Raw genomic sequence first — 17,623 nt, forward strand, 5'->3', positions numbered from 1 at the left:
CACGACGCTCTTCCGATCTGGCCTCGCCGCCGCACTGCCCTGTCGCATGGACATCCGATGCTGCAAAAGCCCACCGTCATCCGCCAGCTGATCCTGCCGGCCGTGCTCTTCGTCGTCACGACGATCTATCTCGTCGCGGCGCTGGGCATCCGGCCGCAATATGACGAGGGCCTGGTCGGCCCGTCCTTCCTGCCGATCGTCATCAGCGTCGTCATGTATCTCGGCCTCGCCGCCGTCGCGCTGAACATCGTTCGCGCCGCGCCCGCCGACGACGAGGCACCGCGCGAGCCGCTGAACCTGCGGCCGGCCATTCTGGTGGTCGCAGCGACGGCGATCTACATCGCGCTCTTCGAGCCGCTCGGCTACGCGCTGTCGACGCTGCTCTACGTCTTCGCGCTGCTGCACGTCTTCCGCATGGACGCCAACGTCCTCTGGCGGCTGGTCTACGCGGTCGTCATCACCGCCGTCTTCTACCTGCTGTTCCAGGTCTTCTTCCACGTCCGGCTGCCGACCCTGACGGAGTGGCTGTAATGGAATTCGCGCTTCACATTCTCGGCGGCTTCGCCGCGCTGACCGACCCGACCGTCCTGTTCTACATGATCGTCGGCTTCCTGATCGGCACCTTCTTCGGCGCCGTCCCCGGGCTCACCGCCGTCCTGGCGATCGCCCTCCTCCTGCCGATCACCTACAGCCTCGACGTGACCGCGGCGCTGGTCATGTGCGCCAGCATCTTCATGTCCGGCATGTATGCCGGCAGCATCACCGCCACGACCATCAACATCCCCGGCGCACCCTCCTCGATGATGACCGGCGTCGAGGGCTATCCGCTGATGCAGCAGGGGCATGGCGCCAACGCGCTCGGCCACGCCGCCCTCGGCTCGATGATCGGCGGCACCATCGGCGCGATCTTCCTGATCCTGTTCACGCCGGTCGCCGCGAGCCTCGCCCTGCTCATCCAGACGCCCGGCAAGTTCTCGCTGATCCTCTTCGCGCTGGTCGTCATCGGCATTTCCCAGCGCGGCGCCATCGCCAAGAGCGTCGTCACCACCGCCCTCGGCGTGATGATTGCCACCATCGGCATCGACGTCATGCAGCCGGTCGCGCGCTTCACCTTCGGCACCTCGACGCTGGTCGAGGGCATCGGGCTGATGTCCGTGGTCATCGGCACCTTCGCCATCAGCGAGCTGCTGATCCAGGCGCGCGACGTCATGCATGCCCGCACGGTGGACAAGGACCATGTCGCCAGGCTCGCCATCAGGCGCCGCGACTTCGTGCCCTTCCTCGCCGAGATCCGTGAGATCGGCGTCTGGACCTATCTGAAGAGCGCCATCATCGGCTTCTTCATCGGCGTCCTGCCAGGCGCCGGCGGCTCGATGGCGTCCTTCGTGTCCTATGCCGACGCCATGCGCCGCTCGAAGCGGCCCGAGCTCTACGGCAAGGGCAGCCGCGAGGGCATCGCCGCGGCCGAGACCGCCAACAATTCCATGTGCGGCGGCGCCTTCGTGCCGATGCTGATGTTCGGTATCCCCGGCGACCCGACCACCGCCATCGTTCTCGGCGTCCTGATCATCAACGGACTGCAGCCCGGCCCGCGCCTGCTCGAGAACCAGATCGACATGATCGCGCCGATGTTCGCCTCGCTCCTGGTCAGCGCGCTGATCCTGATCCCGGTGACGCTCTATCTGCTCGGGCCGTATTTCGTCCGCATCGTCTCGATCCGCAAAGCGCTGCTCTATTCCTCGATCGCCGTCGTCGCGCTGGTCGGCAGCTATGTCGCCACCTTCTCCAGCTTCCAGATGCTGCTGGCGCTGGTCTTCGGCATCATCGCCTTCTTCCTGCGCACGGCTGGCTATCCGACCGTCACCCTGCTGCTTGGCTTCATCCTGGGGCCGGATCTCGAGCAATATCTGCGGCGCTCGCTGCAACTGGCCAAGGGCGATCCGACGACCTTCCTCACCAGTCCGGACAGCCTGTTCTTTCTGGTGCTGACGGCGCTGTTCTTCTATTTCATGGTGATCAAGCCACCCCGAACGCCGGCAACGGCCTCCTGACTCGCCTCCCCATTTTTATCATCGCAACCACCAACGCCGCGGACCATGGGTCTGCGGCGTCGGTCGTTCGCCCCGCGGTCCGGATATCCGGCCAGACACGGTAACCCGATGCTCCTGTCGCTCGTCGACCGGCTCGCCCCGATCTTCCTTCTGATTGCCGTCGGCTACCTGCTGGTGCGCCGCGGCATCCTGACGCCGGGCGGCCTCGACGGGCTGACCAAGCTCGCCTTCTGGGTGCTGATCCCGGGAACGATGTTCCTGACGGTGTCCTCCATCCATGTCGGCGAGGTGCTGAACCTGGAAGTCTGGGGCGTCTATTTCGGCAGCATCGCCGTCACCGCCCTGATCATCTACGCGGCGCTGATGCTGCGGCCCGAAACCGGGCGCGCCGAACGCATCGTCCTGGCCTTCGGCGCGGTCTATTCGAACCTGGCGATCGTCGGCATTCCGGTGATCGGCATCCTGTTCGGCGACCGCGGGCTGGTCGTCCTGACCGCGCTGATCACCATCCATGCGGCCGCCCTGATCACCCCGACGGTGATGCTGATGGAGGGCACGAAGCGCGCCGACGGGCCGCGGCGCTCGCTCCTCGGCGCCCTCGGCAACCAGCTTGCCAACCCGATCCTCCTGTCGATCGTCGTCGGGCTCGTGGTCAGCGGCACCGGCCTGCCGGTTCCCGGCTGGTTGCAGGCTTTCACGGGAATGCTCAAGGCGGCGATGCCGGCGATCGCGCTGATCATCATCGGCGCCGGTCTCCACGGCCAGGAGATCCGCGGCAATGTCGCAACGAGCGCCGTCGGCGTGGCGGGCAAGATGGTTCTCCTGCCGCTGGTCGTCTTCGGCGTCGGCTCGGCCCTCGGCATGACGCGGGAGGTGCTGGCGCCGCTGGTCGTCGCCGCCGGCCTGCCGCCGGGCATCAACGCCGTGATGATGGCCGCCGCCTACCGGACCGCGATCGACCGGACCTCGACCATGATGCTGGCCTCGACCATCCTGTCGCTGGTGACGATCCCGCTGCTGGCCCTCTTCCTCACGGCGTGAGGGCCGGCAACGGGAGAGGTTCAGCGCTTGGCGGGCGCGAAGGCCACCGGCGTCATCAGCTTGTTCTCCTGGCTGACCAGATAGCCGGCCTCGGCGCTCTTGCCGAGATAGGACTGCCAGTCCGGATCGGCCTGCAGCGCGGCGCGCCGGGCCTCGCGGTCGGCCGCGTCGTCGTAGCACCAGATATGGGTGTAGGAGTTCACCGGGCCGGTCTCGGTGACCATGTAGGCCAGCGGCTCCCCCAGATGCCGGCTCTGCGGCCCGTAGCCATGCGCCTCGTAGAGCGCCAGATGCTTCTTGATGGTGCCCGGCCGGCAGCTATAGGTGCGAACGTCGTAGAGCATTGCGGCTCCTCCCTCTTGCGATAAATCTGGACGCGGGATCCGTTCGGTTCCCGTCCCCCGCCCAGCTTCCTTCTGACCGGTTGGCAGCGCCATGCCAAGGCGTCGGCCACGCCCCGCGCCCCGCAACATCGCCGCCCCGTGTGCCGGGCCGGCATGGGAAAAGCCGCGCCGGACCGGCAACCGCCGCTTTCAGCCTTACGAAGGACGTTTTTTGGCCGAAAAGGGGCCGGATCACACTTCCCGCCGCGAGAGCTGCACTATAGGGAAGCCGATCTGCTCCGATCCGGGTCTCGCCTCTTGCGCAAGCATCTCGTTCCGGCGGCCATTCTGGTCGTCTCCTGCGCTTTCGCGCTCGCGCTTGCGGCCCTTGTCTGGCGGTCGAGCACGGAGAGCGATCGGCTGCGCTTCGAGAGCTTCGCAGACGACGCGGTCGGCCGCATCGAGAGCCGCCTCGATCTGCATGTCTCGCTGCTGGAATCCACCCGCGCCTATATGGGCGTCGCCAATGCCGGACGGGACCGCGACAGCTTCGCCGCCTTCGTCGGGGAGCTCGATCTCGATGGCCGCTACGACGGCATCCAGGGCATCGGCTTTGCCGACGCCATCGCGGTCGCCCAGACCGGCGAGACCGCCAGCACCATCGCGGCAAGCTATGGCCTCGACCGCGGCGTCTGGCCGGTGGAGACCGACCAGACGGTCCGCACCCCGATCCTGCTGCTGGAGCCGCAGGACCGCCGCAACTTCGCGGCGATCGGCTTCGACATGTTCTCCGACGCAACGCGGCGGGACGCCATGCGCCGCGCCGCCCGCACCTCCCGGCCGTCCGCCACTGCGCCGGTGCAGCTGGTCCAGGAGATCGACGAGAACCGGCAGACGGGCTTCCTCGTCTACCTGCCGCTGCGCAAGGCTGAGGACGGCACCGACGAGGGCGACGCCATCCGCCGCACCGGCGGCTTCGTCTATGCGCCGTTCCGGGCGGGCGATCTGGTCTCGGCCGCTCTGGCCGCCGGCCGCGACCTGCCGGTCCATGCCAAGGTCTACGACACCGAGGTCGCGCCGGATCGGCTGCTCGTCGCCTATGGCCAGGCGCGCAGCTCGACCCTCGCGACCGATTTCGCCACGGTCCGCGAGGTCGATTTCGCCGGCCGCCGCTGGGTCATCGAACTTGCGCCCGGCACGGCGTTTCCCCGCACCGCCTCGGACCTGCCGGCCCTGCTGCTCGCGCTTGTCGGCGTGGCACTGTCGGTGCTGATGGCGCTGCTCGTCCTGTCGCAGACACGGCGCGCCGAAGCCGTCGCCGCCCTGGCGGATTCCAACGCCCGCAGCCTCGATCAGAAGGATCTGCTGCTGCGCGAAATGAACCATCGCATCAAGAACTCGATCACGCGGATCCTGGCGATCGCCCGGCAGACCGCGCGCTACTCGGCCGATCTCGACGCCTTCATGGCCTCGTTCAGCGCCCGGCTCGCGGCAATGACGACCTCCCAGGAGCTCCTCACCGAATCCGATCGGAAGCTCGCCCGCATCGGCGATCTCCTGGCGGCCGAACTCGGCCAGGTCTTCGGCGAGGACATGCGCAACTGCACCCTTGCCGGCCCGACCATCGAGGTCGATGCGACGGCGGCCCAGTCGCTGGGCCTGACCTTTCACGAACTGGCGACCAACGCCCTCAAATACGGCTCGGTGGCCGATGGCGACGGTGCGCTACGGGTCGAATGGTGGCGCGAGGGCGACGAGGTCGCGATCGACTGGATCGAGCAGGGCAAGAAGGATTTCACCGCCTTCGAACCGGCCCGCAAGGGTTTCGGCACCCGCCTGATCAACATGAATATCGAGCGCGAGCTCGGCGGCCGGATCGGTCGCGAGTTCGGCGCGCGCGGCCTCACCGTCCGGCTGCGCTTTCCGGCGATGCGGATCCACGGCTGACGCGAGCCGCCGGGCCTGCCTGTCCCCTCGCCCGCTCCCTGCTGCCGCGCATCTCCCTGTCCGCCACAACATAAATCGCGCCATGCGTGCGCTGCCGCAAGTGCGTCGCAGCAGAAACTGCACCTCCTCCTCGGTCAGGAGAATACCACTCCTTGAGAACGCAAATTCGCAACGCAGCAAGTGCGGTGCAATGCGGATTTATGCCTGACGGTTACTTGACCGACCTGTGGCAAAGACGGATTGTCCGACAAACAAGACGGATGAGGAAACCGTCGTCGGGCTAAACGGCCCACAGGGAGGAAGACTGGATTGACGACGCCCGCGTCGCATCGATCCGTCGCAGCCGGACCGTCCAGCCTGGGAGAGCCGGACGGATCGCAGCAGACGGACACCCGGTTCTCGGCCGTCGAGAGCACGCCGACCTATCGGCTGGTCTTCGAGAGCATCGAACGGGCCATTCTGGATGGGCGTCTGCGCCTCGGCGACCGCCTGCCGACCGAGAGTGAATTGTCCGCCCAGTTCGGCGTGCATCGCTCGACCACGCGGGAAGGCCTGCGGCTTCTGGAGCAGAGCGGCCTGGCTGAGCGCGGTGACGGGCGCCGGCTCTATGCCGCCGCGCCACGGGCCGGCGACCTCAGCACCCGCGCCAGCCGCGCGCTTCTTCTGCAGCGGGTCACATTCGACGAATTGTGGGCGCTGCTGCACGCCATTGAGCCGGCCGCCGCGGGAGAAGCGGCCCGGGCGATCGGCCCCGATCAGATCGCCGCGCTGGAAGCCAATGTGCAGGCGACCCGGGCGGCGGTCGAGGCGGGCGAGATCCTCACCGCCTGGGACATCGAGTTCCATGCCCTCGTCGCCGAGGCGACCGGCAACATCGCCTGGCAGCTCGCACGCGAGCCGGCAGCGATGCTGCTGTTCCCCGCCAACGAACGCATGCTGCCGAAGCTGCCCGGTGCCGGTCATCGGCTGGTGACCGCCCATGCGGCGATCCTCGACGCCCTGAAGGCCGGCAGCGTCGCCGACGCCGTCCTGTGGATGCGCCGGCATATCGAGGACTTCCGTCGCGGATGGCTGGTGGCCGGGCTCGATCCCGGCGCAACGGTCGGTGAGGAGAGCGCGGCGGACGGCACACAGGGACGATAGGCCGGACCATTGCGGCCCGGCCTTGAGCGCAAACAAGCAGCAAAGGGAGGAAAGTGTTCATGTCGAAGACCCCGAAATCCAGGACGGCCCGGCTACTCGCCGGCGTCATGTCCGCCGCCATCGTCGTCGGATGGGCGGCCCCGTCCACGGCGCAGGAGGAGACGTTCAAGATCGGCGTCGTGACCTTCCTGTCCGGCCAGGCCGCGCAGAGCTTCGGCGTGCCCGCCTGGAACGGCGGCCAGGTGCTGATCGAGAAGCTGAATGCCGGCGAGGCCCCGGCGCCCTACGCGACCAAGGGCTTCGGCGGCATGACCATCGAGGCCGTGGTGCTCGACGAGGCCGGCGGCGCCACCACCCAGGTCCAGGAGTACCGCAATCTCGTCCAGCGCGAGAAGGTCGACGCCGTGGTCGGCTATGTCGGCTCGGGCGACTGCCTCGCCGTCGCGCCGGTCGCCGACGAGCTCAAGCAGTTCACCATCCTCTACGATTGCGGCACGCCCCGCATCTTCGAGGAGAACGACTACGATTACGTCTTCCGCACCGCCGCCAACGCGACGATGGATAATGTCGGCCTCGCCCTCTACCTGAAGGCGCTCGGCGAAGAGGTCTCGACCTATTCCGGCATCAACCAGGACTATGCCTTCGGCCAGGACAGCTGGGCCGACTTCAAGGCGGCGATGAGCCAGGTCTATCCGGACGCGACCGTCACCGCCGAGCTGTTTCCGGCCTTCGGCGCCGGCCAGTACGGCACCGAGATCTCGGCCCTGATGCAGAAACGCGCCGACGTGGTGCACTCCTCGCTGTGGGGCGGCGACCTCCAGGCGCTGATCCTGCAGGCGCTGCCGCGCGGCCTGTTCCAGCGCAGCCAGGCCGTGCTGTCGGCCTCAGACCACGTGCTGCCGCCGCTCGGCAACACCATGCCCGAGGGCGTCATCATCGGCGCCCGCGGCGCCTATGGCTACATGGCCCCCGAGAGCGAGCTCGATACGTGGTGGAAGGACATCTACGAGACCAAATACGATGTCTTCCCGGTCCAGGCGCCCTACCGCATGGCGCAGGCGATCCTGGGCCTGAAGGCCGCCGTCGAGAAGGCGATGGCCGAGAATGGCGGCAAGAAGCCGAACAGCGACGAGCTGGCCGCCGCCATGAAGGGCCTGAGCTGGGAGAGCCCCGGCGGCCTGATCGAGATGACGAACGGCAACGGCCATCAGGCGATCCAGCAGATCGGGTTCGGCCGCACCGTCAAGAACGACGCGGGTGACATCATCCTCGGCGACGTCATCCGCTTTCCCGCCCGCTGCGTGAACGCACCGGAAGACGTCAAGGGTCTCGACTGGATCAATGGCGGCTTCGAGGGAGCCCAGTGCGACTGATCCTCGCGCCCACCATCGCCGGACCGGGGCCTCGCGCCCCGGTCCGCATACCAGCGTCGTAAAGCAGCGGGTACATCCGGATGGACATCGTCCTCACCATCATTCTCGACGGCCTGATCTACGCCTCGTGGCTGTTCATCGTCGCGCTCGGCCTGACTTTGGTCTTCGGCGTCCTGCGCATCCTGAACTTCGCCCATGGCGGGCTCTACGCGCTCGGCGCCTACAGCGCCGCCGTCGCGGTTCCCTTCTTCGCCAGCTGGGGCCTGCCGCCCGCCTTCAGCCTGATCGCCATGTTCATCGCCGCCCTGGCGGTCGCCATCGTCATCGCGCCGCTGATCGAGCGCGGCCTGCTGCGACTGTTCTACGGACGCGACGAAGTCCTGATCCTGCTCGTCACCTACGCCGTCTTCCTGATCCTCGAGGACGCCACCAAGATGGTCTTCGGCGTCGACCCCTATTACGTCTTCGAGCCGCGCAACCTCCTCGGCAATGTCGAGGTCGGCAGCCTCTTCTATGTCGGCTACGACCTCGCCCTGATCGGCCTGGCGATCGTCTGCGGCCTCGGCGTCTGGCTCGGTTTGCACCGCACCCGCATCGGCAAGGTCACCGTCGCGGTGATCAACGAGCCCGAGGTCAGCGCCGCGATGGGCGTGAACATCGCCCGCATCTACCTCCTGGCCTTCGGCCTCGGCGTGTTCCTGGCGGCCCTCGGCGGCGCCTTCACCAGCCCGCTCATCTCGGTGCAGCCGGGCATCAGCGTCAGCGTCATCGTCGTCAGCTTCGCCGTCGTCATCATCGGCGGACTCGGCTCCATTCCCGGCGCGGCGATCGGCGCCCTGATCGTCGGGCTGGCCCGATCCTTCGCCGTCTACGAGGCGCCGGAAGCGGAGATCTTCATCATCTATCTGGTGATGGTCATCGTCCTGATCTTCCGGCCCGAAGGCCTCTTCACTCCGGTTCAGGCACGCAAGATATGACCACCACGACCCGTATCCTGGCCGTCGCGTTCGTGGCCGCAATCGCCCTCATCGCGCTGGGCGCCGTCCTGCCGCTCTGGCTCCTCTTCACCCTCACCAAGGTCGCCGCCTTCGGGCTGGTGGCGCTGGGCATCGTCACGCTGATGCGCGGCGGGCTCGTCTCCTTCGGCCAGGGCATGTTCTACTGCGTCGGCGCCTATGTCGCCGGCCTCGTCGCCCTGCATGTCGGGATCGAGGACGTTTTCGTGCTTCTCGCGGTCGGCGGGCTGGCCGGCGGCCTCGTCGCGGCGATCATCTCGCCGCTCGTGGCGCGCTATCGCGGCATCTTCTTCGCCATGCTGACCATGGCCCTGTCGATGGTGCTCTACGGCGTCCTCGCCAAGTCGACCGCCATCGGCGGCTCCGACGGCTTCAACGTGCCCGAGCCGACCTTCCTCGGCTTCGCCCCGGCGCAGGCGGCGTCCGACTTTGCCCTCTACGGCGTCGCCGTCGGCGTGGCGGCGCTGGCCGCCGCGCTCTGCCGGATGTATTTCGACAGCGGTCCAGGCCTTGTCGCACTGGCCGCCCGCGAGAACGAATTGCGGGTCGAATATCTCGGCGCCTCGGTGTTCTCGGTCACCCAGCGCAACTTCATCATCGCCGGCACGCTGGCCGGCCTCGGCGGCACGCTGAACGGCCTGGCGCTCGGCCATATCGACCCGTTCTTCAGCTATTGGACGACGTCAGGCGAAGTCGTCTTCATCGCCATCCTCGGCGGCTATATGAGCGTCATCGCCGTCTTCGGGGCCGCGCTCCTGACCGAGCTCGTGCGCTCCTTCGCCAACCAGTATTTCCCCGACAGCTGGCAGATGGCCCTCGGCATCTTCCTGCTCCTGGTGATCCTGTTCCTGCCGAAGGGTTTCGGCTCGCTCTGGGCCCGCCCGGTCAAGCGCGCCGAGACGCAGCATCCCGGCAACGCAAAGCCCGTATCGTCCCTCGAAGGCGAGGCAGCCCGATGAGCGAAGAGATCGTCCTCCACGTGAAGGGGCTGAAAAAGGCCTTCGGCGCGGTCATCGCCGCCGACGACCTCGATGTGCAGGTTCCGGCCGCCGCCCGCCTGTCGCTGATCGGCTCGAACGGCGCCGGCAAGACCACCTTCGTCAACATGGTCACCGGCTACATGAAGCCGGATTCCGGCGAGATCCTGCTTTACGGCGACAATGTCGTCGGCTTCTCGCCCCGGCGCATCAGCCGGATGGGCGTCTGCCGCTCATTCCAGATCCCGCAATTGTGCGAATCCATGACCGCGGTCGACAATCTGATTGTCGCCGGCACCATCGCGTCGAAACAGAAGGCGTCCTTCTTCCGCCCGGTCCATGACCGGCAGAACGTCGATCGCGCGCTGGAGATGCTCGCCCGCTTCGGCCTCACCGACTATGCCGACCAGCCGGTCGAGCAACTGCCCGGCGGCGTGCGCAAGCTGATCGACATCGCCATGGCGCTGGTCAGCCAGCCGCGGGTGCTGCTTCTTGACGAGCCGACCTCGGGCGTCTCCTCGGAGGAGAAGTTCCCGCTGATGGACCGGGTGATGGCGGCGCTGGCCGGCGAGAAGGCGGCGGTGATCTTCGTCGAACACGACATGGAGGTGGTCACCCGCTACGCCGACCGGGTGCTCGCCTTCTATTCCGGCGACATCATCGCCGACGACACGCCCGAACGCGTTCTGGCCGACCCGAAGGTCCAGGAATTCGTCACCGGAACGGCGAGGTAGACCATGCTGACCTTAGAGAACATCCAGGTGAAGATCGGCCCGGTCGAGGCCGTGCGCGGCTTTTCGATGAGTGTCGAGCCGGGCGCCATGGTCGGGCTGGCCGGCCGCAACGGCGCCGGCAAGACCACCGTCATGCGCGCCATCATGGGCATCGCCGCCGTCTCCAGGGGCCGCATCCGCTTCAACGGCCAGGACATGGCCAGGCAGCCGGTCCACGCCCGCGCCGCCGAGGGCATCGGCTACATGCCGGAAACCCGCGGCCTGATCCCCGAACTGTCGGTGGAGGAGAACATGCTGTTGCCGAGCTGGGTCATTTCCGGCCTCGACGGCAAGGCGCGGCTCGACTTCGTCTATGAGGTGATGCCCGAACTGAAGGGCATGGCCAAACGCAAGGCGCTGCAGCTCTCGGGCGGCCAGCAGAAGATGGTGGCGCTCGGCCGCGCATTGACCGCCGGGCACCGGCTGCTGCTGCTCGACGAGCCCTTCGAGGGTGTCGCGCCGGCATTGGCCCAGCGCCTCTCCGACGTCATCTCGGCGCTGAAGAGCGAGAAGCTCTCCATCGTCATGAGCATGTCGGAAATGACCCATTCGCACACCGTGCTCGACCATGTCTTCGGGATCGAGCGGGGTGCCAACGCCATGGACGTGGCCGCGTGAGCCGGGACGATTTCTTCTGGCCCGAAGCCCCGGCCCTGCGGCAGGAGCCGCATTTCGGCGATCGCACCCTCAGCGCCTTCGCCGACCGTCCTGGCGACCTCGACGCCATGCTGGCAGCGGCCGCCGCCGCCAATCCTGACGGCGACGCCGTCATCTGCGGCAGCGTCCGCATTTCCCATGCGCGCCTGCGCGTCATGGCCGATCAGGTCGCGGCACTCCTGGCGGACGAGGGCATGTCGCGCGGTGATCGCGTCGGCCTCCTTGTCGGCAATCGCTGGGAGTTCGTCACCGCGCTCGTCGGCGGGGTGCGGGCCGGCATCGTCATCGTGCCCCTGAGCACCCGGGCGAGCGCGCCGGAACTCGCCTACATTCTCGACGATTGCGGCGCGGCACTGACCATCTGCGAGGCCGAGCTCGCCGACCGCCTGCCGGCGGGCGCGCGCCAGCTGACCATCGACGCCGGACAGAATGCCACCGGCGACGCCCGCGACCCCTTCGCCGAGATCCTCGCAACGGCCCCGCAGGCCCTCGAGACAGCTGCGCCGTCGGTGCCGCTCGCCGAGGAGGATCTCGCCGTCATCCTCTACACCTCGGGCACCACCGGAAACCCCAAGGGGGCGATGCTCACGCACCTCAACATCGTCCATTCATGCTTGGTCTATCGCCACTGCATGCGACTGACCGCGGCCGACCGCACCATCGTCGCCGTGCCGGCGAGCCACGTCACCGGACTGATCGCCAATGTCTTCGCCCTGCTCGGCGTCGGCGGGGCCGTGGTCATGATGGCCCGGTTCGAGGCCGATGCCTTCCTCGCGTTGGCGACCGCCGAGCGCATGACCTTCACCATGATGGTGCCGGCCATGTACAATCTCTGCCTGCTGCGCGCCGATTTCACCCGCCACGACCTGAGCCAGTGGCGGATCGGCTCCTTCGGCGGCGCGCCCATGCCGGTCGCGACCATCGAGCGGGTGGCGCAGCTTCTGCCCAATCTCGACCTCGTCCAAGCCTATGGCGCCACCGAGACCACCTCGCCGGCGACGATCATGCCGGCCGGCGGCCAGATCGCCCGCCCGGCCAGCGTCGGCGCCCCCGTCCCCGGCGCCGACATCCGCATCATGGACAGCGAGGGGCACGAGGTTCCGCGCGGGCAATCAGGCGAGGTCTGGATCGGCGGGCCGATGGTCGTGCCGGGCTACTGGAACCTGCCGGAGAAGACGGCCGAATCCTTCGTCGACGGTGCCTGGCGGTCCGGCGATGTCGGCCGGCTCGACGATGCCGGCTATCTGTTCATCCACGACCGCCTGAAGGACATGATCAACCGCGGCGGCTACAAGGTGTTCAGCGCCGAGGTCGAGAACGTCCTCGCCTTCCACCCGGGTGTCGCCGAAGTCGCCGTCGTGCCCTATCCCGACCCGGTCCTCGGCGAGAAGGTCCAGGCCTTCGTCCACCGCCGCGACGCCGACATCGACGAAGCCATCCTCGCCGCCTTCTGCCGCGAGCGCCTCGCCGACTACAAGATCCCCGACCGCTTCGTCTTCACCACCGATCCCTTGCCCCGCAACGCCAATGGCAAGCTGATGAAGGCCCCCTTGCGCGAACAGGCCAGAACCGACGCCGCCCGGGACATCTGAGGCTGCGTCGCGACGTCTGGCGGGTGCAAGGGCTCGCCCCAACAGGCAACGGGCGCCCGCGATCACTCGCAGGCGCCCGTCCGGATTCTCTGGCCAGTGGACCGACAAGGAGGGCCCGAGCGGCCCTCCTGTGTGGCGTTACTTCTGGATGCAGGTGTCGATGGTGTCCTTGGTGCACTCGTCGAGGCCGGTGAAGACCGGGTCATCGACATCCTTGCCTTCGATCAGGTCGATCATCACCGAGGGTGCCAAATAGCCCATCTCGAAGGGCCGTTGGCCGACGAGCGCAGTGACGAGGCCTTCGCCGGCGATCGCCACCTCTTCGCCGATCGTGTCGGCCGCGCCGACGACGAAGTCGTTGCTGGCGATCCGCTCGGCATAGGGGCCGATGAGATCGCGATAGGGCTGCGGGGCGCCGAAGAGCGGCCAGCCGCCCATGATGCCGAAGGCGTCGAGGTCGGGATTGGCGGCGAGGATGTCGGTCATCGCCTGAACGCCCTTGGCGCCGTCGTCATTGGTGAAGACCGGGCAACCGGCCACTTCGGTCCAGCCGCCTTCGCCGGCCAGTGCCGGCAGGCCTTCCTTGCCCGACAGGGCGTCGCGCATGCCCTGCGCGCGGCGCAGGATGTTGTCGGCGCCCGGATTGCCCTGGATGGAGCAGATCGTGCCGCCGTCCGGCTTGGCCTCGGCGATGTATTCGCCGATCCGCTTGCCCATCAGGTAATTGTCCGTGCCCAGATAGGTCATGCGCAGGCCGGCATCCTCCTCGGCCAGATCCGCGTCGATGGTCATGATCGGCACGGTCGGGTTGGAGATCTTGATGGTCTGGGCGATCAGCTTGGCGTTGGACGGCGAGATCGCCATGGCCGCCGTGTCGGCCTTGCCCAGCATGTCCTGCACGATCTGCGCCTCGCCGGCCTCGTCCGACGTCGAGGCGGGACCGGTGTAGAAGCACTCATATTCGGAATCGGGGTTCTCGCCGTTCCACTTCTGACAGCCCTGGTTGATCGCCTCGAAGAACGGATTGTCGAGGCCCTTCACCACGATGACCAGTTGCTTCTTGGCCAGCGCCGGTGCCGCGCCGACAGCCAGCGCCGTCACCGCTGCCGCGGCCAGTAACGTCAGTTTCCTCATGTCGTCCTCCCCAGTGATGGACCGCGCCTCTCGCAAGAAGGACGACGGCTCCCTTTCGGCTGCGGCGCTGCGTCCGCAATCCGGTTCCTGCTGCGTGATGAAAGCCCCGGGACGAAGGCGGACCGAACGGACGGCCCCTGCAGTCGGCCCTGGCCGCCGATCCGGCGCGCGCCTCCCGCGTGCGCCCTTGATGATGTCAGCGCCGCCCGTCCGGACACAGAAGGTCACGTCGCAAACGAATTCGCCCCGGCCTGCACCGCGCCGAAGCAAGCCTGCCTGTTCACGAGACCAGGCTCCCATCCCGACACACGCAACATGGCAGTCGCGTCGCGTCGACCCGACGACGACCGCCGGGCGGCAGCAGAACAAGCAACTGCACCGCACCATGAAAGTTATTGCGCCGCACTTGCTAGCAGCGGATGAGCGTCATCTAAGCGCGCGGCGCAAAACCGGTCAACCGCATTTTTCCTGACGAAGTAAAAACTGGGATTCCGCCCAAAATTGCTACGGTGCGTCGTTGACGGAGAGGCCCCGAGCGTGCCTTATCGCCCTCGAAACGCGGCACCGATGCGCCGTACTGCCCATATTCCCTAGCGGAATATGGCTATCGCAAACAGGTGCATCGCCGTGCCGTCTGGCGGCGACCCGAACGGGGACGGCGGCCGGGAACGGGGGGAATGGTCGGACGTGTCGGTTCTCGAACTCAGCAACATATCGAAGCATTTCGGCGCCATCCACGCCGTCAACGACGTGTCCTTTTCCCTGATGCCGGGCGAGGTCGTCGGGCTGATGGGCGACAACGGCGCCGGCAAGTCGACGCTGGTCAAGATGATCGCCGGCAATTTCCGCCCCACCCACGGCACCCTGCGCATGAACGACAAGCCACTGGTCATGCACCGGCCGGTCGAGGCCCGCGAACACGGCATCGAGATCGTCCATCAGGATCTCGCCCTCTGCGACAATCTCACCGCCGCCGCCAATGTCTATCTCGGCCGGGAATTGCGGCGCGGCGTCTGGCCGTTCAGCATTCTCGATTATGCCGGCATGTACCGACGCGCCGCCGAGATCTTCGCCGAGCTGAAATCGGAAACGCGGCCGCGCGACCTGGTACGGAAGATGTCCGGCGGCCAGCGCCAGGCCGTCGCCATCGCCCGCACGCGGCTGTCCGATGCCAAGATCGTGCTGATGGACGAACCCACCGCCGCGATCTCAGTGCGCCAGGTTGCCGAGGTGCTCAGCCTCATCCGCCGGCTGCGCGACCAGGGCATCACTGTCGTCCTGATCAGCCACCGCATGCCGGACGTCTTCACCGTCGCCGACCGGGTCATCGTCATGCGCCGCGGCCGCAAGGTCGCCGACAAGCCCGTCGCCGACAGCTCCCCGGAGGAAGTGACCGGGCTGATCACCGGCGCCATAGAACATGCCTGAGGCGCGCTGACACGCCCCACCGACCGGCCGCTCGCCCCACCCAACGCCGACCTGCAGGACACCGCCCCATGGCTTTCACGCTGGAACAGCCCGTCGAACACAAGCAGCCGAGCTGGCTGAGTTCGATGGTTGCGAGCCAGACCTTCTGGGTCGTCGTCGCGCTCCTGGCCGCCTGCCTCTATCTGTCCCTCGCGACGGATTCCTTCGCCACCAGCAGGAACCTCTACAATATCAGCCGGAACGTCACCTTCACCGCCATCATCGCGCTGGGCATGACGCTGGTCATCATCAGCGGCGGCATCGACCTGTCGGTGGGCTCGGTCCTGTGCCTGTGCTCCATGGTGCTCGCCGTGGTCATGCATGCGGGCTACTCCATCGAGATCGGCATCGCCGCGGCCATCGGCACGGCGCTTCTCGTCGGCGCCTTCAACGGCGTCCTGATCGCCTATCTCGATTTTCCACCCTTCGTGGTCACGCTCGGCATGCTGTCGCTGGCGCGCAGCCTCGCCATGGTCGTGTCGAACAACACCGTGGTCTTCGAGTTCGGCCCCGACCACGACCAGCTTCTGGCGCTGGGCGGCGGGGCCTTCTTCTTCGGCATCGCCAACCCGGTCATCTACATGGTGGTCCTGGCGTTGATCACCGGCTTCATCCTGCGCTGGACGCGGTTCGGCCGGCATGTCTTCGCGATCGGCGGCAATGAGCATGCCGCCACCCTCACCGGCGTCCCGGTGCGCCCGATCAAGGTCGCGGTCTACATGATCTCGGCGCTGACCGCGGGCATCGCCGGCATCATCCAGACCGGCTGGCTGGGCGCGGTGACGACGAATATCGGCGCCGGCATGGAGCTGCAGGTCATCGCCGCGGCGGTGATCGGCGGCGCCAACCTTGCCGGCGGCGTCGGCACGGCCTTTGGCGCCCTGGTCGGCGCAGCACTGATCGAGGTGATCCGCAACAGCCTCGGCCTTCTCGGCATCAACGCCTTCTGGCAGGGCGCCTTCATCGGCGGGGCGATCATCCTGGCGGTGCTGTTCGACCGCATCCGCAATCTCAGACTGCGGGAATAGCCGGCCGGAACGGGACTGCGCACTGGCTGTGGGACCGATCCGCCCCAACTCGGCGGAAGGCGCACCGGCGGCCTTGCGGATGCCATGGCCGCAGAGGCGGCCCTCCGCCCGGCGCCAAGAGATTTCGACAGGGAGTTCCAGAAATGAGCAAACGCATCGTCTTCACCGGCGGCACCGGCAAGGCCGGCCGCCACGTCGTCCCCTATCTCGTCGACAAGGGTCACAAGGTGCTGAATGTCGACCTCGTGCCCTTCGAGCATGAAGGCGTCGAGAATCTGAATGCCGACATCACCGACAGCGGGCAGATGTACAACGCCCTCTCCAGCCATTTCGGGCTCGACGAGTTCGCCACCGGCACCGGGCCCGCGCCGATCGACGCCGTGGTGCATTTCGCGGCGATCCCGCGCGTGCTGATCCGGCCGGACAACGAGACCTTTCGCGTCAACACGATGGGCACCTACAACGTCATCGAGGCGGCGGTGAAGCTCGGCATCCGCAAGATCGTCATCGCCTCCAGCGAGACGACCTACGGCGTCTGCTTCGCCGAGGGCGACAAGGATTTCCACCACTTCCCGTTGGAAGAGGATTACGACATCGACCCGATGGACAGCTATGGCCTGTCCAAGGTGCTGAACGAGAAGACCGCCCGCGCCTTCGCCATGCGCTCGGGCGCCGACATCTATGCCCTGCGCATCGGCAACGTCATCGAGCCCCACGAATACGACATGTTCCCCGGCTTCCTCGCCGACCCGATGTCTCGCAAGCGCAATGCCTGGAGCTATATCGACGCCCGCGATCTCGGCCAGATGGTGGATCTGGCGATCGCCAAGGACGGCCTGGGCTTCCAGGCGTTCAACGCCACCAACGACACCATCACCGCCACCATGCCGACGGCCGAGTTCCTGAAGACCTACTGCCCGCAGATCCCGATCACCCGGGAGCTCGGCGAATACGAGGCGCCGCTGTCGAACCGCAAGATCCGCGAGGTCCTCGGCTTCAAGGAAGAGCACGACTGGCGCAAATACGTCTCGGTCTGATCATCGGACGCGGTGGGGCCCTCGCCCATCCGGAATGAAAAGGGGCGGCCCGCCGGGCCGCCCC

16 protein-coding genes are annotated in these 17,623 nt (G+C 67.2%); 14 read left to right on the plus strand and 2 right to left on the minus strand.

All coding sequences use genetic code 11. From position 1 onward, the window contains the following. Positions 1-57: 57 nt before the first annotated feature. From ACEQX1_RS17310 to ACEQX1_RS17320, 3 genes are all read left to right on the plus strand, one after another. Positions 58-531, plus strand: a complete 474-nt coding sequence (locus ACEQX1_RS17310) for a tripartite tricarboxylate transporter TctB family protein (RefSeq protein ID WP_370197223.1) — start codon at positions 58-60, stop codon at positions 529-531. After that, the gene (locus ACEQX1_RS17315; RefSeq protein WP_370194315.1) at positions 531-2,051 is read left to right on the plus strand and encodes a tripartite tricarboxylate transporter permease; all 1,521 of its coding nucleotides are present in this window, start codon (positions 531-533) and stop codon (positions 2,049-2,051) included. The genes ACEQX1_RS17310 and ACEQX1_RS17315 overlap by 1 nt, the downstream gene beginning before the upstream one ends. 108 nt (positions 2,052-2,159) lie before the next feature. Continuing rightward, positions 2,160-3,092 carry an AEC family transporter gene (locus ACEQX1_RS17320; protein WP_370194314.1) on the plus strand — a complete coding sequence of 311 codons (933 nt, stop codon included), beginning with the start codon at positions 2,160-2,162 and terminating at the stop codon, positions 3,090-3,092. 20 nt (positions 3,093-3,112) lie between these two features. Here the strand turns inward: ACEQX1_RS17320 and ACEQX1_RS17325 are convergent, their stop codons facing one another. Further along, on the minus strand, positions 3,113-3,436 hold the full coding sequence (locus tag ACEQX1_RS17325) for an NIPSNAP family protein (RefSeq protein WP_040325145.1): 324 nt from the start codon (positions 3,434-3,436) through the stop codon (positions 3,113-3,115). Between the two features lie 297 nt (positions 3,437-3,733). Here ACEQX1_RS17325 and ACEQX1_RS17330 point away from each other — a divergent pair, with 297 nt between their 5' ends. The 8 genes from ACEQX1_RS17330 (at position 3,734) to ACEQX1_RS17365 (ending at position 12,893) form a co-directional block, all read left to right on the plus strand. Then, positions 3,734-5,362, plus strand: coding sequence for a CHASE domain-containing protein (locus ACEQX1_RS17330; RefSeq protein WP_370194313.1), 1,629 nt, complete (start codon positions 3,734-3,736; stop codon positions 5,360-5,362). 309 nt (positions 5,363-5,671) lie between these two features. Further along, complete coding sequence (locus ACEQX1_RS17335) at positions 5,672-6,505, plus strand: FadR/GntR family transcriptional regulator (RefSeq protein ID WP_370194312.1); 834 nt, start codon at positions 5,672-5,674, stop codon at positions 6,503-6,505. A 59-nt stretch (positions 6,506-6,564) separates the two neighbouring features. Next, positions 6,565-7,878 (plus strand): ABC transporter substrate-binding protein, encoded by a 1,314-nt coding sequence (locus tag ACEQX1_RS17340; RefSeq protein ID WP_370194311.1) that lies wholly within the window; start codon positions 6,565-6,567, stop codon positions 7,876-7,878. Positions 7,879-7,958: 80 nt separating this feature from the next. Continuing rightward, the gene (locus tag ACEQX1_RS17345) at positions 7,959-8,855 is read left to right on the plus strand and encodes a branched-chain amino acid ABC transporter permease (protein WP_009208447.1); all 897 of its coding nucleotides are present in this window, start codon (positions 7,959-7,961) and stop codon (positions 8,853-8,855) included. After that, positions 8,852-9,853, plus strand: a complete 1,002-nt coding sequence (locus tag ACEQX1_RS17350) for a branched-chain amino acid ABC transporter permease (RefSeq protein ID WP_230785458.1) — start codon at positions 8,852-8,854, stop codon at positions 9,851-9,853. The genes ACEQX1_RS17345 and ACEQX1_RS17350 overlap by 4 nt, the downstream gene beginning before the upstream one ends. Further along, positions 9,850-10,605 (plus strand): ABC transporter ATP-binding protein, encoded by a 756-nt coding sequence (locus ACEQX1_RS17355; protein WP_024349143.1) that lies wholly within the window; start codon positions 9,850-9,852, stop codon positions 10,603-10,605. Before ACEQX1_RS17350 ends, ACEQX1_RS17355 begins: the two co-directional genes overlap by 4 nt. A 3-nt stretch (positions 10,606-10,608) precedes the next feature. Then, positions 10,609-11,262 (plus strand): ABC transporter ATP-binding protein, encoded by a 654-nt coding sequence (locus tag ACEQX1_RS17360; protein ID WP_370194309.1) that lies wholly within the window; start codon positions 10,609-10,611, stop codon positions 11,260-11,262. After that, positions 11,259-12,893 (plus strand): class I adenylate-forming enzyme family protein, encoded by a 1,635-nt coding sequence (locus tag ACEQX1_RS17365; RefSeq protein ID WP_370197226.1) that lies wholly within the window; start codon positions 11,259-11,261, stop codon positions 12,891-12,893. The genes ACEQX1_RS17360 and ACEQX1_RS17365 overlap by 4 nt, the downstream gene beginning before the upstream one ends. A gap of 138 nt (positions 12,894-13,031) precedes the next feature. Here the strand turns inward: ACEQX1_RS17365 and ACEQX1_RS17370 are convergent, their stop codons facing one another. Then, on the minus strand, positions 13,032-14,027 hold the full coding sequence (locus ACEQX1_RS17370; RefSeq protein WP_370194307.1) for a substrate-binding domain-containing protein: 996 nt from the start codon (positions 14,025-14,027) through the stop codon (positions 13,032-13,034). Positions 14,028-14,714: 687 nt separating this feature from the next. Between ACEQX1_RS17370 and ACEQX1_RS17375 the strand changes: the two genes are divergently transcribed. The 3 genes from ACEQX1_RS17375 to ACEQX1_RS17385 all read left to right on the plus strand — a co-directional run bounded on the left by ACEQX1_RS17375 (position 14,715) and on the right by ACEQX1_RS17385 (position 17,559). Then, entirely contained in the window at positions 14,715-15,455 is a 741-nt protein-coding gene (locus ACEQX1_RS17375) for an ATP-binding cassette domain-containing protein (RefSeq protein WP_370194306.1), read from the plus strand. Between the two features lie 68 nt (positions 15,456-15,523). Then, positions 15,524-16,522, plus strand: a complete 999-nt coding sequence (locus ACEQX1_RS17380; RefSeq protein WP_187390439.1) for an ABC transporter permease — start codon at positions 15,524-15,526, stop codon at positions 16,520-16,522. Positions 16,523-16,665: 143 nt separating this feature from the next. Then, on the plus strand, positions 16,666-17,559 hold the full coding sequence (locus tag ACEQX1_RS17385) for an NAD(P)-dependent oxidoreductase (protein WP_009208440.1): 894 nt from the start codon (positions 16,666-16,668) through the stop codon (positions 17,557-17,559). Positions 17,560-17,623 lie beyond the last annotated feature (64 nt).

The sequence above is a fragment of the Aurantimonas sp. genome (assembly GCF_964217435.1).
Classification (GTDB): Bacteria; Pseudomonadota; Alphaproteobacteria; order Rhizobiales; family Rhizobiaceae; genus Aurantimonas; species Aurantimonas coralicida.

Excerpts from the sequence above, each read along its gene's own strand:
- ACEQX1_RS17310 (WP_370197223.1), top strand. The coding sequence starts at position 58 with ATGCTGCAAAAGCCCACCGTCATCCGCCAGCTGATCCTGCCGGCCGTG.
- ACEQX1_RS17315 (WP_370194315.1), top strand. The coding sequence starts at position 531 with ATGGAATTCGCGCTTCACATTCTCGGCGGCTTCGCCGCGCTGACCGAC.
- ACEQX1_RS17320 (WP_370194314.1), top strand. The coding sequence starts at position 2,160 with ATGCTCCTGTCGCTCGTCGACCGGCTCGCCCCGATCTTCCTTCTGATT.
- ACEQX1_RS17325 (WP_040325145.1), bottom strand. The coding sequence starts at position 3,436 with ATGCTCTACGACGTTCGCACCTATAGCTGCCGGCCGGGCACCATCAAG.
- ACEQX1_RS17340 (WP_370194311.1), top strand. The coding sequence starts at position 6,565 with ATGTCGAAGACCCCGAAATCCAGGACGGCCCGGCTACTCGCCGGCGTC.
- ACEQX1_RS17345 (WP_009208447.1), top strand. The coding sequence starts at position 7,959 with ATGGACATCGTCCTCACCATCATTCTCGACGGCCTGATCTACGCCTCG.
- ACEQX1_RS17350 (WP_230785458.1), top strand. The coding sequence starts at position 8,852 with ATGACCACCACGACCCGTATCCTGGCCGTCGCGTTCGTGGCCGCAATC.
- ACEQX1_RS17355 (WP_024349143.1), top strand. The coding sequence starts at position 9,850 with ATGAGCGAAGAGATCGTCCTCCACGTGAAGGGGCTGAAAAAGGCCTTC.
- ACEQX1_RS17360 (WP_370194309.1), top strand. The coding sequence starts at position 10,609 with ATGCTGACCTTAGAGAACATCCAGGTGAAGATCGGCCCGGTCGAGGCC.
- ACEQX1_RS17370 (WP_370194307.1), bottom strand. The coding sequence starts at position 14,027 with ATGAGGAAACTGACGTTACTGGCCGCGGCAGCGGTGACGGCGCTGGCT.
- ACEQX1_RS17380 (WP_187390439.1), top strand. The coding sequence starts at position 15,524 with ATGGCTTTCACGCTGGAACAGCCCGTCGAACACAAGCAGCCGAGCTGG.
- ACEQX1_RS17385 (WP_009208440.1), top strand. The coding sequence starts at position 16,666 with ATGAGCAAACGCATCGTCTTCACCGGCGGCACCGGCAAGGCCGGCCGC.